This window comes from Microcoleus sp. w2-18bC1, from assembly GCF_036700365.1.
Lineage (GTDB): Bacteria > Cyanobacteriota > Cyanobacteriia > Cyanobacteriales > Microcoleaceae > Microcoleus.
Genome location: NZ_JAUBOS010000055.1, coordinates 26,655 through 41,300 on the forward strand (window position 1 = coordinate 26,655; position 14,646 = coordinate 41,300).

The following is a 14,646-nucleotide window of genomic DNA, read 5'->3' on the forward strand; positions in this document are numbered from 1 at the left end:
TTTGTCAGAAGCTTCGGGCGATCGAACACTCGTCTATTTACCAAATTTGCAATTTTAATGTGAGGACGTATGACTATTAATCGCGTCTCAGTTGACTCAGCAGGCAATCAGGCGATCGGCGACTCCGAGATCCCCTCCATCTCTGCCGATGGGCGGTTTGTGACGTTTTTATCTAACGCCACCAACCTCGTGCCGGGGGACACTAACAATAGCAAGGACATCTTCGTGCGCGACTTGTTAACGAATATCATCACCCGCGTCTCAGTTAACTCAGCAGGCAATCAGGGGAACGCCTTGTCCGTCCTCCCCTCCATTTCCGGTAACGGGCGGTTTGTGGCGTTTGCATCGAATGCTTCCAACCTCGTGCCGGGGGACACTAACGGTAGAGCCGACATCTTCGTCCGCGACTTGTTAACGAATATCACTACCCGCGTCTCTGTTGACTCAGCAGGCAATCAGGGGAACGGCATTTCCTATTCCTTGTTGACCTCCATCTCCGCCGACGGGCGGTTTGTGACGTTTGCATCGGATTCCACCAACCTTGTGGCGGGAGACACTAACGATACCCGTGATATCTTCGTGCGTGACTTGTTAACAAACACTACCACCCGCGTCTCTGTAGATTCAGCAGGCAATCAGGGGAACGGCATTTCCGAGTTCCCCTCCATCTCCGACGGGCGGTTTGTGGCGTTTGCGTCGAATGCCTCCAACCTCGTGCCGGGAGACACTAACAATAGTAACGACACCTTCGTGCGCGACTTGTTAACGAATACCACTACCCGCGTCTCTGTAGATTCAGCAGGCATTCAGGGAAACGACTCCTCCCGCATTCCCTCCATCTCCGCCGACGGGCGGTTTGTGGCGTTTGTATCTAGTGCCACCAACCTAGTACCGGGAGAAACTAACAATCGCGGCGACATCTTCGTGCGCGACTTGTTAACCAATACCACTACCTGCGTCTCTGTTGACTCAGCAGGCAATCCGGGGAACGACTCCTCCCTCTATAGTTCGATCTCCGCCGACGGACGGTTTGTGGTGTTTGAATCTGATGCCTCCAACCTCGTGCGGGGGGACACTAACAATAGCACTGACATCTTCGTGCGCGACTTGTCAACCAATACCACCACTCGCGTCTCTGTTTCAGGGGCGGGCAATCAGGGGAACGGCGAATCCTACAGCCCCTCCATCTCCGCCAACGGGCAGAAAGTGGCGTTTTCATCTAAGGCCTCCAACCTCGTGCCGGGAGATACCAACAATGGCTCAGACCTCTTTATTGTTGACTTAACCAACACTCCAGGCGTCATCAATACTTCTAGTAACAACATCAACGGCACAAACGGCAACGACAACCTGATAGGCACTCCCAGCAGCGATAATATCAACGGTTTTGACGGCGATGACGCACTTATCGGCAGACAAGGCAACGATATCCTTGTCGGGGGCGGCGGCAGCGACAACCTGTTTGGTGGCAAAGGTTTTGACACCCTCAACGGCGGTTTGGGAAACGATATTCTAGTCGGCGGCGCGGGCAACGATGTATTTGTTTTAGGTGCGGGGTTGGGAGTTGATACAATCTCTGATTTCGGCAACGCTCAAGATACCATTCAATTAATCAACGGCTTGACTTTCGGACAACTATCAATTTCCGCTGGAACTAACGGCACATTAATTGGATTAGCTAGCAGCGGTGAAATTTTAGCTGCTTTGACAGGTGTTGCTCCCAATCTCATCGGTCCTGAAGATTTCGTCTCTGTTTAAATATCTGTAGATTCTCAATTGCCTGCTGTAGAAACACAGCAATGCTTTGTCCTTTCACCGAATATCTCACCTTTACTCAAAGAACACGATCGGGAATTACGCACTCCGACAGAGAAACCGGGTTATTTTGCGAATCTGCGGGTCACAACCCAGTATTTTCGTAAAAAACCCGGTTTCTGAACCCCCATGCACAAGCCCTAGCAAAAAATGGTTTGACGCGCAATATACTGTTGTTAGTTTTTAGTTATTAATTATGGTAAATTACAGAACTGTATTGTTGTTCAATAGTCTAACTTTAGTGCTAGTTGGGATAGTGACGGCTTGTCTGAATTTATTCGGTTCTTCGGTAAAAGGGTTATTTTTGCCGCCTTGCTCTGCCACGTATCCGGGTGCAGGTTTCTTTTTCTTGGCGTTTCAAATGTTATTTTATTTATCGGTAATGGTGTGCGCTTTTACCTTTGGATTGCTGAGAATTATTCAACCAGATCGCCCAGAAAATCGATTTCTTTTATATTCGGCACTGTTTGCAGGTTGCTTTCTGTTCAATGAAGTTTTTCGCACCCATGTTCATCTGGGACGTGCGGGTTTTCCGAAAGTGACAATTGTCATATTTTACGCCGTGCTCGCAATTGCATACGGATTAACTTTTCGGAGGCATATTCCCTCGACTCCCTATGCTTTACTGCTGAGTGGCGTAGGTTTGTTATTTGTTGCCTTTTTTGCAGAAGCGCTGCCCTTAAAAAACGAGATTGTGTCGAGCTTGCTGGAGGGAATACCGAAGCTGTTGAGCGGGATTAATATTGCACTTTATTTTTGGTTTGTGTGTCAGGGTTTGATAGTGCGATCGTTCAATTTTTCTAACACGAACTCAAATACAGAATGGAACTAAGATGAAGATTTGCTGTTGGGTGGGGGCGAGTTTTTGAGATTATCTATTATTGACAAATATTGTTTGTAAAACCCGCCACTACATGATTGTATAATCGGTTAAAACTGAGATATTGCACAATTGTTAGTTAGCCTTTTATGAACAGTCAAGATGCCTGTTCCACAAAATATAAATTTTATTGTGGAACAGGCATCTTGCCTGTTGCTGAAAATGGTGCAAGATATCAGTTAAAACAAAAAGTATCGCTGCGCCATTGGCAAAACAGTTGCCGGTTCGCAAGTTAACAATTCCCCATCCGCCCTAACTTCATAAGTTTCTGGATCGACTTCCATTTGTGGCAAATAATCGTTGAGTTTCATATCTCTTTTACTAATTTGTCGCGTCCCGGAAACTGCTACAGTGGGCTTTTGCAAACCGAGCTGTGCGGCAATATCTCGATCGCGCGCAGCTTGGGAAACAAACGTCAGACAAGTCGCCCCAATCGCCCCGCCAAAACTGCCAAACATCGGCCGCATATGCACCGGTTGCGGCGTGGGAATGCTGGCGTTAGCATCTCCCATCTGCCCATAGGCGATCGCCCCTCCTTTAATTACCAGTTCCGGTTTCACCCCAAAAAAAGCCGGCCGCCACAAACACAAATCCGCCAATTTCCCCTCTTCCACCGAACCCACATACTGACTAATTCCGTGAGTAATCGCCGGATTAATTGTATATTTGGCAATGTACCGCTTCACCCGAAAATTATCATTTTCTCCCTCTGGTTCCCCCCCTTGGTAAGGGGGGGTTAGGGGGGGTAAATGTCCCCGCTGCACTTTCATTTTATGAGCCGTTTGCCAAGTCCGAATAATCACCTCTCCCACTCTTCCCATCGCCTGCGAGTCAGAAGAAATCATACTAAACGCACCTAAATCGTGCAAAATATCCTCAGCAGCAATAGTTTCCCTTCTAATTCTCGATTCAGCAAAAGCGACATCTTCAGGAATACCTCGATCCAAATGGTGGCAAACCATCAACATATCTAAATGTTCTTCTAAAGTATTGACAGTGTAAGGGCGAGTCGGGTTAGTTGACGAAGGCAAAACATTAGCTTGGCCGCAAACTTTGATAATATCAGGTGCGTGTCCGCCGCCAGCACCTTCAGTATGGTAAGTATGAATAGCTCGATTTTTGAAAGCAGCAATTGTAGCTTCCACAAATCCCGCTTCATTGAGAGTATCCGTGTGAATTGCAACTTGCACATCGTACTCGTCAGCTACACTCAAACAAGTGTCGATCGTTGCTGGTGTAGTTCCCCAATCTTCGTGGAGTTTCAAACCCATTGCACCGGCCAAGATTTGTTCAATTAATCCTTGGGGTTGACTGCTATTTCCTTTACCTAAAAATCCTAGGTTTACCGGGAAAGCGTCGGCTGCTTGCAGCATTCGGTACATATGCCAAGGCCCCGGAGTGCAAGTTGTGGCGTTTGTACCCGTTGCAGGGCCTGTGCCACCGCCAATCATTGTAGTGATTCCAGAGGCGATCGCCACTTCAATTTGCTGCGGACAAATAAAATGAATGTGAGTGTCAATTCCCCCAGCGGTGAGAATCATTCCTTCACCGGCAATTACTTCAGTACCAGGCCCGATAATAATATCTACCCTATCTTGAATATAAGGATTTCCCGCTTTACCAATTTTGTAAATTTTGCCGTCTTTAATGCCGATATCTGCTTTAATAATTCCCCACCAGTCTAATATTAAAGCATTAGTAATCACCGTGTCAACAGCGCCGTCTGCATTAGAAATCGGCGATTGTCCCATGCCGTCGCGAATGACTTTGCCGCCGCCAAATTTAACTTCATCCCCGTAGGTTGTGAAGTCTTTTTCAACTTCTATGAATAATTCTGTATCGGCTAACCGGACGCGATCGCCCACAGTCGGCCCGAAGGTTTCCGCGTAGGCGCGACGATCCATTCTGTAACTCATGCTCGCTCCTAATATTAATAAATTTTTAGTTAGCAGTTGAGACCCACTTGAATTATAGTATGTAACAAGTTCCTCAATCTGAAACCGTAAAAAAAAATATAACATTAGACAAGCTTTAAAATCCCGATAGGCATCAATTCTTGCCAATCGAAAATCTAACAGGCTATCAAGGGGCAACTTTCCTCCAGCATTTTAGGGATTTGCCTTTTCAAAATCTCCACATCCACCGTCATATCCATGCCAATGAAACTCCAATCTTCCGCTACATTGTTGTCATCAACCATACGAGAGTATTCTAATCCCAATAGCTGGCAAATGTAATAGAAATATGGCGGAGTGTACCCTCCATAAAAGAATTCCAATACTTTCGTTCCCGGCTGACACCACAGCAAATTTGTAAAACCTGCCCCGTGAGGGCCGACAACCACCGCCGCTTCTGCAAACAGACGAATTTGTTCATCAACACTGCGCGAGATATCTTCCAAAATTTCAAAATCAAATTCTTTCAAAACCTCTCGCACTTGTAATTCATTTTTAACCTTGCGCCGGCCGCTTCTCGACAGATAAAGTTTTCTATAAGGCTTTACCTTTTCCTTAAGACAGAATTTTTTCCGCAAAAGCTCTATATCGTAAGGACTGGGAAAATACCAGTCTTGATTGTTTCCCACCACCACACTTTCTGCATGATATCCCGTATCTCTAGCCTGAGTGTCGATTAGTGAACTTTCAGGAATACCGAGTTTGGTCATAAAGCCCAACTCAAAATCTGTATGTCGTAAAGGATAACAAATTTTGGCTTCTTGCCAAATTTCCTTACCTAAAGCCTCCTCAATTCGACAAAGTTTAGCCAGCACAAAAATCACATAATCATAATAACTGCACCACAAATGCGACCAAGGAGCAACTACCAGCGGATAGGTAATTTGGTTAGGTTTGTAAGGCCATTCCAGAATGCCCGCACCGCTAATCCGAAAATCTAAGTCTAAAAGCAACTTGTTATTCAGCAGCGTGTTGCCAGACGTACAAATAGTTAGAGAATTTATTTTTTGATTCAGGGAAATTTTCCAAACATAATCTGGGTCAAAAGACACTGTTTTTTCCGTGGCAAAAAACCGAGAAGGCACTTTTTTTACCGAGGTTAATGCAGGTATATTGATGGGTTGGTGCTGCTTTTTATAAACGATGCTGTCATCTAACAATTTGATGCTGGTGCGTCGGTCTAACGGGGTTCTCCAGACACGCCTTGAGGTTGCTAGCAAGCTCTGCTTCAATGCCTGTTTGATCTGGTCAAGTAATTTTGGGTTCATCACGCACTTTTGCTGTCTATCTTTGCAGTTATAATAACCACAGTAGATCCCAAACAGCCGATTGTAACTCGCTCAAAAGTCGGAGATTGAACTAACAAAAGAAAGACAGAAAGGACTTATACAGAAGGCAGAGAAAAAGTTGTGAGATGGCTTTGTCTCTCTCCAGGCATAGGACTGCAAGTAATACCATGTTAGATTGGGGATTGCGGATGACTTATTACTATCATGGTGTGGATATTTCCTACAGTTGCATTCTTTTTGGAAACTGGCAGAACTTTGAATTTAAAAACTTTCAAATTCCCAAATCAACAATCGTGAACGGTCATCTGGCTTCATACTTCAGCATCCAGATGACCGTTCACTTTTCCATTAAAGCCGTAGACTTGACGACTACCAACAAACGGCACTAATTGAACTTCCCTTTCATCTCCTGGTTCAAACCTGACTGCTGTACCTGCGGGGATATCCAACCGCATTCCTTTTGCTTGTTCTCGATTGAATTCTAAGGCTTCGTTTGCCTCATAAAAGTGATAGTGTGAACCAATTTGAATTGGCCGATCCCCTTTATTTCCTATAAGCAACCGCACCGTTGGGCGATCGGCATTTAGTTCTATTTCGCCTGCTGAAACAATCATTTCTCCTGGAATCATCTTTTCCTCCTCTGAGTCTCTGTGGTTGATTTTTTAACGAATAGGATCGTGCACTGTTACCAACTTTGTTCCGTCGGGGAAAGTCGCCTCAACCTGGACTTCATGCACCATTTCTGCTATCCCTTCCATCACATCTTCCCGCGTCAGGAGAGTTGTTCCATAACTCATTAAATCGGCGACTGTGAGGCCATCTCTCGCTCCTTCTAAAATGGCGGCGGAAATGTAGGCGAGTGCTTCTGGATAGTTTAATTTTAAACCTCTTTGTTTGCGGCGTTCTGCTACCAGGGCGGCGGTGAAAATCAGCAGTTTGTCTTTTTCTTGGGGGGTGAGTTGCATTTTTATTCTTGTAAGTGCGATCGCATTATTTGGTGATGATATCGTTTACGGTTGTTTCTGAATGATTAAACCGCAAAGGGCGCAGAGGGCGCAGAGTCAGAAAAGAGAGACAGGAATAATCTTGTTAGCAGGGCAACTCTACATTGAAACTCAAAGATCATCCTATTTTATCCAAACTCTGGGTAAACAGCAAGGGCGTTCTGAAAAAGATAAGCGCAGCAAGTGCCAAATGCTGACAAACCAGTCTCTCGCTGCGGCTGTGGATGTACCGCGATATCGGCACAGCAAACCGTTAGGAATACGAGTCACGCCGACGGTGGAATTACCAGGAGAAATTGTTGCCTCAGATGGCAAATCTCGCACTTTTTCCACGAGTTCGGCTGTAACGGGTTCGCCTACCCAAGCGAGGGTGGCGACTACTGGTTTTCCTGCGAGGCCGTGAGGACTTTCGAGCATTTTTTCTCCTCCTTTGAGCAATTGTCTGTCAATCCATAAAGGGCTGTTTTGTTGCCAAATTTCGGTGTGCGAGATCCATTCTCCAGACAAGAACTTTTCGCCCCTAGCACTGCGTCCAAATCTGGTAATTTCCCACAGTAAAATCCTCGCTGTTGGTGCTAATTCTACCCGCAAATTTTGCCGATATATTGCGCCGTCAAAAACTATAGTTTCTTGTGGCAGCCATTCTAAATTAGCACCAGTATCTAGCTGAATGTCAATATTTTGTTGTGATTCTAGTCCGCTGCTGCGATAGATTTTACTAGCAGCGGCGCTGGTAATCAAGGCTTTCGCCTTGGGTTGGAGGTGAAAATGGCTGGAAAGTCGATCGCCCCCGACAACTCCCCCAGCCGTGTGCAAGATGACGCTGTGACAAATCTCTTTCCCTTCAGGATAAAACGGGCGCTGCACCTTTAGGGGTGCTTGCATTTGATTGTGAATGATTTGAGTTGCACCGGATCGGTTAGCGTAGGCTAAATTCAGGCTGCCGTGCCATCCAGTTTGAATGTTCTTGGTAGGTGTTTCAGTCGATTTTTGAATCACAGATTTTTACGATTAAATGTTGAATTGGAAACTTTTTTCATTTCTTTCGAGATGTATACTTATTATTTTTTTGCTAATATTACATAGTCATCAAGCCCATAATGCGGCTCGTAAGGTAATTTAAGGTGCTGGCGGAAAAGTGGACTGATGAATTTCTGTACAGGTAGATTTTCTCTAGCAAACTTGCCAAAATTAGGATGGGATGTCCTGCTACCGATTGAATTTAAATATTTATACCAAACTAAGTTTAAGCCCAGTTCATCAACAAATTGTCTTACTACACTTAGCTCATGTTGGCAATCATCAACTCGACGAACATTGTATGGGATCAGCAACTTCTTATCTTGAATAATTAGCAAAGCGTAACCCGAATCATTCAGGCTGTTTGTAAATATATCCTTGTAAATTAGAAGGGATTTTTCTCTTCTCTCCTCATCGTTAAAAAAACAGTGAGAAATCACTATAAAATCAAAGAATTTTTGAGGCAGTCTTTGAGATTGATTTTTCCCATCAAATATACTAGAAGTGTCAAAACGAAAGTAAGCATTCATCGCCTGGGGTTCCATGTACTGCCGCCAAAACTGGAGTCCGCGATATTGAAAAGCTTTTTGCTGTTCCAGAGAGTAGTATGATATGTGCATTGGTGGCATTGAAAAAAAGTCGCTACTGCTTTGCAGCAACAAACCGAGTCCGTAAGCAACAGTACCCGGCCCAGCAGCAATATCGAGGATATTAACTTTAGTCGGTAATAATCCAGCCTTGTAAATCAGGAACCAAGCTAGATATGTACAGTAGACGTTATCTAGGAAATACCTAATTAAATAGACGTGAGGACTTAGCTCAAAATTGTATTTAGGATCTTGTCCTTCTTTCAGTTTCTGTATATCGTCAATAGCTTGTTCAAGTAAATAATCAATATTGTTTTTTTCCCTGCTCAACTTATTAAGCTCATTCTTAATAAATCCAGCCAAATGTTGTTCAAAATTATTAAATGTTTTGTCGTCAATGCCAGTGCATTGAATCATACTCTCATCGCAGTCTATCAATTTGAAAGATTTTGAAATATGTTCAATGAACTTTGTGTCGGGAAACAATGTTAATTGATCAATCCGCGCCAGCGAATCGTCAAGTTGCCCGAAGCTTAGTTGCATTTCTAATTCTTCTAAATGCCGCTCGGCTTCTTTGATGCGGTCATTTTTTTTCTGTAATAACTTCTCAAGCTGTAGGCGCTCTTTAAATAGCTTCTGCTGCCATGAGAGTTTTGCCCCGGAATTTTCTATTTGTTTTAACAGTTGTTTGGCAAGTCGATTATTTTGACTCTTAACGGCTTCGTTAAACTGATGGGAACGCCACCAGTTAGCTAGCGAGTTATTCATAGCCAAATCCCTCTTTGCCTTCCATAATTTCAACATCGGGGAGCATCGCAATTAATTTATTTTTAAACTTGCGATAACTCTGTTGTTCGCTATTGTACCACCAAGCGTACTTGTGTTTAAGAGCTAATGCTTCCTCGCGAGTTGACGCAATTAGCGATCGCCCGTTGCTGGCATGAAAATCCTGAATCACCACTCTATCTACAACTGCCAGCTTGCTAATAAAATCCGCTTCATCTTCCGGTAAGGTAGGGAGTAGTGGCGTCACAGTTATAGAAAATCTGACTTCGCAATTTTCTTGGTAAGGAAAGCTGTATTTCAGTTTTGCCATAGCTTTGAGTCTCGCAGGAATACTCGGCGACTTTGGTTCAAAATCTTTCCTTACTTTTTCGCTACCAGTGGGAATGCTCATGTTAATTCGCAACCGCTGAAATTTCTGTAAAATATCGATATCTCTAGTTATCATAGGACTGCGAGTTTGGATAACTAGCGTCGGTTGATAGGAAAGCATTACTTGTAACAAGTACCTAGTTAATAGTTTTTTAGTTTCAATGGGCTGATACGGATCGGTGACACTACTCATGTAAATGCTAGGTGGTCGATCCGGGTTTTTCTTGTACCAACTATGCAACTCTTTCTTTAAAATATCGGTGGCATTTTCTTTGATGATAACCCAATTTCCCCAATCCTGACGCATCTGCGAATTAGGGCTAAAAGCAGCAGCATAACAATAGCTGCATCCGTACTGACAGCCGCGATAAGGATTTAGCGTGAAATCGTAAGCACTGATAAATCCAGTAGCTTTGTTAAGCACTGACTGTGCATTTTGTGCATACACTTTAGAACTTCCGAAGTTTTCTTTGAGTGCGACAGTGTGTTTCTTGCCGATGGAATATTCTTCATACTGAGACTTTACCATGATTGAACCTGCTACAGTATTAAAATGGAAAATGTTTATAAATGAGAAAGGCAAGGGCGCTTCTATCTTGCTACTTCACTGTACCCCACTCAACAAATGTTAGCAAAAAAGTGGGTAATTAGTCAACTTTACAATAATTTTTTTGAAGAACCAACAAGTCAGCTCTTTAAACTCCACGCTAAGCTCGATCGCGAATGTAATGCAAGCTTACGGATTTACTGACAGCGACGATATTTTAGCAAAAGTGCTGGAATTAAACCTAGAACTGGCCAAAAAAGAAAAACGGGGAGAAGCGGTAGTTGGGCCTTGTTTCCCAACCGACTAAAAATACTAATCGCTGTAGCCCTAAGTTTTCTAAATTTGCGTATAATCACATAGATTGTTGATTGAGATCACAAACACTCTAGTCTAAAAAGAGAGATACTAGGGGAAGCGTTGAGTTTTGAGTGAAATAATTCAAAATTCAAAGTTCAACACTCAAAACTGCTTTCGACCTTCAGCATAAGTGCATTCTGCTTTTCTTCGCTCAATTACTCCTGATTAGTTTGGGAGGAACTTCCAATGTTATTATTTACCCACAGTCAGTCCAAGAATAGCAAAGTAGAGCAAAAGCACTATGCTCAAAAAGATTTGTTACAAACTTCAACTATTAATATAACTGGGCTAAAGGCAGAATGCAAGCATTTGCGGATCGGTCAAAAGATTAGCTATGGCTATGCTTTAGCTATCGGCATAGCGATTTTGGGAACTGGTGCGGGAATGAGATTCGGAGACTACTTTCGCAAGCAAGCTTTAGTTCAGGTAAATGTGGCGCAACAGCAGCAGCAACTGCTGCAAAATTTGCAAAATACCGTATTTGAAGCCCGATCGCACGCGGCGAGATTGCCAGTCGTTTTGGGAAATGCCGTATGGCTGCAATACGAACACGATCGCTTTTTCGGGCAAATCAATCAAGCAAAAATTCTGATTGCAGAAATTGAATCTTTCGCACGAGAACATCCCGATCGACTAGCAACAGAAGAGGCCACATTGCAGGCTATCTTGAAGAAATCTGCCCTCGTCATTGATTACTACGGTCAGCTAATTAAATTGCAGTTAAAAGAAGCGGAAGTTTGGAATTTGCAGCCCAACAGCATCGAGTCCGCACAGCTACAAATGTTGAGGACTAGCAGCGGTCAAGAGGCGATCGTACTAGATAACCTTGCTCAAAGTTTAACTGACCTAATTTCTACCGTAGAAATTCATAAACAGGAAGGAACTCAAGCATTAGAAGAATCTGAAAAATTGCGAAACCGAATTATTCTCGGAAGTATGCTAATTTCAGCACTCATCGCCGCCGCCCTAGCGGACAAAACCAGCCGCGCGATCGCCCAACCCCTCGAAACCGTCACTAATGTCGCTCAGCAAGTCGCTCGCGAATCGAATTTTAACCTGCAAGTACCAGTCACAACCGACGACGAAATCGGAGTTTTAGCTGCCTCTTTCAATCAATTAATTCAGCGAGTTAGCGAGTATACAAAAGAACTCAAAGAAACTCAATCCCAATTAATTCAAACCGAAAAAATGTCATCTCTCGGTCAAATGGTGGCAGGGATAGCCCACGAAATCAACAATCCCGTCAACTTCATCGGCGGAAACATTGACTATGCCAACCAATACATCGAAGATTTGGCAGGTTTGGTAACTCTCTATCAAGAATATTATCCTAACCCACCAGATGCCATTGTAGAGCGCATTGAAGACATTGAACTCGAATTTCTCAGAGAAGATTTACCAAAAACCCTATCTTCGATGAAAATGGGAGCCGATCGCATTCGCGAAATTGTCGTATCCATGCGTAATTTTTCGCGATGCGACGACGGAAAAATGAAATCAGCCGACATTCACGAAGGAATAGATAGCACCCTCGTCATTCTCAATCACCGACTCAAACAAGGTATTCAAGTTATTAAACAATACGGCAAGTTGCCTGCGGTTGAGTGCTATCCCGCGCAACTGAATCAAGTATTTATGAATATTATTAGCAATGCAATAGATGCGCTGGAGGAAGTGAAAAAGGCAGACAAATGCTATTCGCCAACCATTTGGATTAGCACGGAAATCACGGCAGACAATACTGTCATAGTCAAGATTCGGGATAACGGGCCGGGAATTGCGTCCGCAAGTACCCAACAGATATTTGACCCATTTTTTACTACAAAGTCGATCGGTAAAGGTACTGGATTAGGATTGGCTATTTCCTATCAAATCCTTGCCAAGCATCAAGGCAAAATTGAGGTAAATTCTCAAATAGGACAGGGTACGGAATTTGTGATTACTTTGCCAGTTGCTGCGTAATATCACGCGGGGCGACTTCGTTTTTGTGTGTCGGGAGTCAAGGTTGTGAAGTCTCGATTAGGCCGGTTTACGGGATATATAACTTATATTCTTATATTACAGATATTGGTGAACCAGCGCCTACAGACATCATGGTTTTTTTACCGGACATGAGATGGCGATTAGTGCCGAATAACATATTATTCGTCGCTTTTAAAAATTAATCTCGTCTCCATAACATTAACTGAAGCGCTCGCTCTATAAAGATTCTAACAGCTTTTTTGACCACCAAAGTACAGCAGTGACTTTAACAGGTTTGTTGTCGCTATTTAAACTTTTGACAAATTTTGTGTCGCTTCTTAAAAAACGAAACTTGTAAAAATTAGACAATCAAAGTCCTCTTGAGGCGTCCTGGTGATACGGGATTGTACCCTCGATCGAATGTCCTAAAGCCTCCCCATCACCTACGTTCTCGATCGCAATACAATGTTTCTAACTTTTGGCATCGCCGGGGCCGAAACTCTCAACGCCGAGCGCGTTTACATTATTATCAACACTTGAGATTATTCCGGCTATCGGGACTGTCACCCCCATTATATTTAAGCCATTCAAGAAGTATTTCGGATAGGGACACAATAGGGGAAAGAACGTGATGCACTCTCTATCTTAATACTTCTGATTGAGCTAAAGAAGACATAAATAATTAAATCAATTAGGCAATAATGGGGGAGTGCCTTGCGAAAAAAACTTGGTTTTGTTACGGCAATGAAGTTGCTGGTGGCGTTTGCGATTCCTGTGAGTTAAGTCTGCCAGCGTTTAAGGAGTTAGGTTTACAAGATCCGCTGCCTTATCCTCCCAACCATAAAACCTATAGATAAAAAATTTCTTAATAATTTGGTCACAACAGTTGACTGAAGCTTAACCAACGGATAATCTATTTTAATGACAGTTTCTTCCAAATAGCTTATAATAGTTATGCAATTTTCAACTGCCACTCAAACTCTTAAAAATCATGAAGCGGCGGCATTTTGTTGGGTTATCGCTATTGTCTGTAGCAAGCTGTTCTACAACAGTAAATCAATCTAATCGCAGTTCTTCCAGTTTGGTCGTAAGTGAACCTGAAACCCTTGAATTTGCTGTAACTGATGTTCAGGGTGCAGAAGATTTGCAGCAAAATTATCAAACCTTTCGGACTGTTCTTGGGGAAGTTTTGGAGAAAAAAATTGAATTGTTCCCCGTAGATAACTATATAGCAGCAGCCGTAGCTCTCCAGTCGGATCGCCTAAAATTAGCTCTAACAGGGCCATCTGAATATGTGATTATGCGGGCCCGGACAAATGCTGTTCCCATCATTGCCATCACCCGCCCGGACTATCACTCAATTATTGTTGTTCGTGCCAATAGTGAGATTAAGTCAGCAGCACAATTGAAAGGTAAAACAATAGCTATGTGGAAAATAGGTGCAACTGGTGGTCATCTAGGCCCGATTAAAATTCTCCTGGATGCTGGCTTAAATCCCCAATCCGACTTCAAAATCTCAATGTTGGAAAGAAAGGGCTTGCAGGCTCTCAAACAAGACCAAGTTGATGCCTTAGCAATTGGTGTGAATAGATACAAAGATTTACTCAAAACAGACGGTTTATCAACCAATAATTTTCGGATTATTGCCACAGGGCAACCCTTACCTAGTGATTTGTTTGTTGCTAGTAGTAACCTGCCTAATACTCTTGTTGAAAAAATTCGCGATCGCCTGGTAGAAAATCAAAATCAGCTAATTGAAGCAATTTTAGTTGGGAAAGATAATGATAAGTATCAAGGAGCTAAACTGATGCCCGCTAACGACAGTGATTATAACATGATTCGTGAAGTTTATAAGGCTATTGGTCAGGGGAATGTCTTTTAAGGTTAAATTTTATCTAATGCCTACTTTGTAGTAGGGCTTTAGCCCTTAATCCTCCATAAACTCTAGGGAAGATTGCCTACTATGAATAAGAGACTTTATTTATGTGCATTTACTAACAATACTCCGGACAGTTTTTAAGCAGCCAGAGTACCATAAGACAAGACTGAAGGAAGGTTAGGGTGATTTAAAATCA

Annotated in this window: 12 protein-coding genes; 5 read left to right on the plus strand and 7 right to left on the minus strand. The window is 43.3% G+C overall.

What is annotated here, in order from left to right:
* Window positions 1-69 precede the first annotated feature (69 nt).
* On the plus strand, window positions 70-1,758 hold the full coding sequence (locus QT979_RS22170) for a calcium-binding protein (protein WP_333230287.1): 1,689 nt from the start codon (window positions 70-72) through the stop codon (window positions 1,756-1,758).
* A gap of 253 nt (window positions 1,759-2,011) precedes the next feature.
* The gene (locus tag QT979_RS22175; protein WP_333311697.1) at window positions 2,012-2,647 is read left to right on the plus strand and encodes a hypothetical protein; all 636 of its coding nucleotides are present in this window, start codon (window positions 2,012-2,014) and stop codon (window positions 2,645-2,647) included.
* A gap of 227 nt (window positions 2,648-2,874) precedes the next feature.
* On the opposite strand, the gene ureC is transcribed toward QT979_RS22175, so the two are convergent.
* The 7 genes from ureC to QT979_RS22210 form a co-directional block, all read right to left on the minus strand.
* On the minus strand, window positions 2,875-4,611 hold the full coding sequence (gene ureC, locus QT979_RS22180) for an urease subunit alpha (protein WP_333311698.1): 1,737 nt from the start codon (window positions 4,609-4,611) through the stop codon (window positions 2,875-2,877).
* Between the two features lie 155 nt (window positions 4,612-4,766).
* Window positions 4,767-5,918, minus strand: coding sequence for a glycosyltransferase family 61 protein (locus tag QT979_RS22185; RefSeq protein ID WP_333311699.1), 1,152 nt, complete (start codon window positions 5,916-5,918; stop codon window positions 4,767-4,769).
* 332 nt (window positions 5,919-6,250) lie between these two features.
* Window positions 6,251-6,568 carry an urease subunit beta gene (locus QT979_RS22190; RefSeq protein ID WP_333311700.1) on the minus strand — a complete coding sequence of 106 codons (318 nt, stop codon included), beginning with the start codon at window positions 6,566-6,568 and terminating at the stop codon, window positions 6,251-6,253.
* 33 nt (window positions 6,569-6,601) lie between these two features.
* Window positions 6,602-6,904: an urease subunit gamma gene (ureA, locus tag QT979_RS22195; RefSeq protein ID WP_006635319.1), complete on the minus strand. Its 303-nt coding sequence runs from the start codon at window positions 6,902-6,904 to the stop codon at window positions 6,602-6,604.
* A gap of 162 nt (window positions 6,905-7,066) precedes the next feature.
* A complete protein-coding gene (locus QT979_RS22200; RefSeq protein ID WP_333311701.1) occupies window positions 7,067-7,942 on the minus strand; it encodes an urease accessory protein UreD in 876 nt (291 codons plus the stop codon).
* A gap of 62 nt (window positions 7,943-8,004) precedes the next feature.
* Entirely contained in the window at window positions 8,005-9,318 is a 1,314-nt protein-coding gene (locus QT979_RS22205) for a photosystem II assembly protein (protein WP_333311702.1), read from the minus strand.
* Entirely contained in the window at window positions 9,311-10,234 is a 924-nt protein-coding gene (locus QT979_RS22210; RefSeq protein WP_333215581.1) for a radical SAM protein, read from the minus strand. Before QT979_RS22210 ends, QT979_RS22205 begins: the two co-directional genes overlap by 8 nt.
* Window positions 10,235-10,376: 142 nt before the next feature.
* Between QT979_RS22210 and QT979_RS22215 the strand changes: the two genes are divergently transcribed.
* From QT979_RS22215 to QT979_RS22225, 3 genes are all read left to right on the plus strand, one after another.
* Window positions 10,377-10,559, plus strand: coding sequence for a hypothetical protein (locus QT979_RS22215; protein WP_333215583.1), 183 nt, complete (start codon window positions 10,377-10,379; stop codon window positions 10,557-10,559).
* Between the two features lie 236 nt (window positions 10,560-10,795).
* Window positions 10,796-12,571, plus strand: a complete 1,776-nt coding sequence (locus tag QT979_RS22220; RefSeq protein ID WP_333311703.1) for an ATP-binding protein — start codon at window positions 10,796-10,798, stop codon at window positions 12,569-12,571.
* A 991-nt stretch (window positions 12,572-13,562) separates the two neighbouring features.
* Window positions 13,563-14,453, plus strand: coding sequence for a phosphate/phosphite/phosphonate ABC transporter substrate-binding protein (locus tag QT979_RS22225; RefSeq protein WP_333311704.1), 891 nt, complete (start codon window positions 13,563-13,565; stop codon window positions 14,451-14,453).
* Window positions 14,454-14,646: the final 193 nt, after the last annotated feature.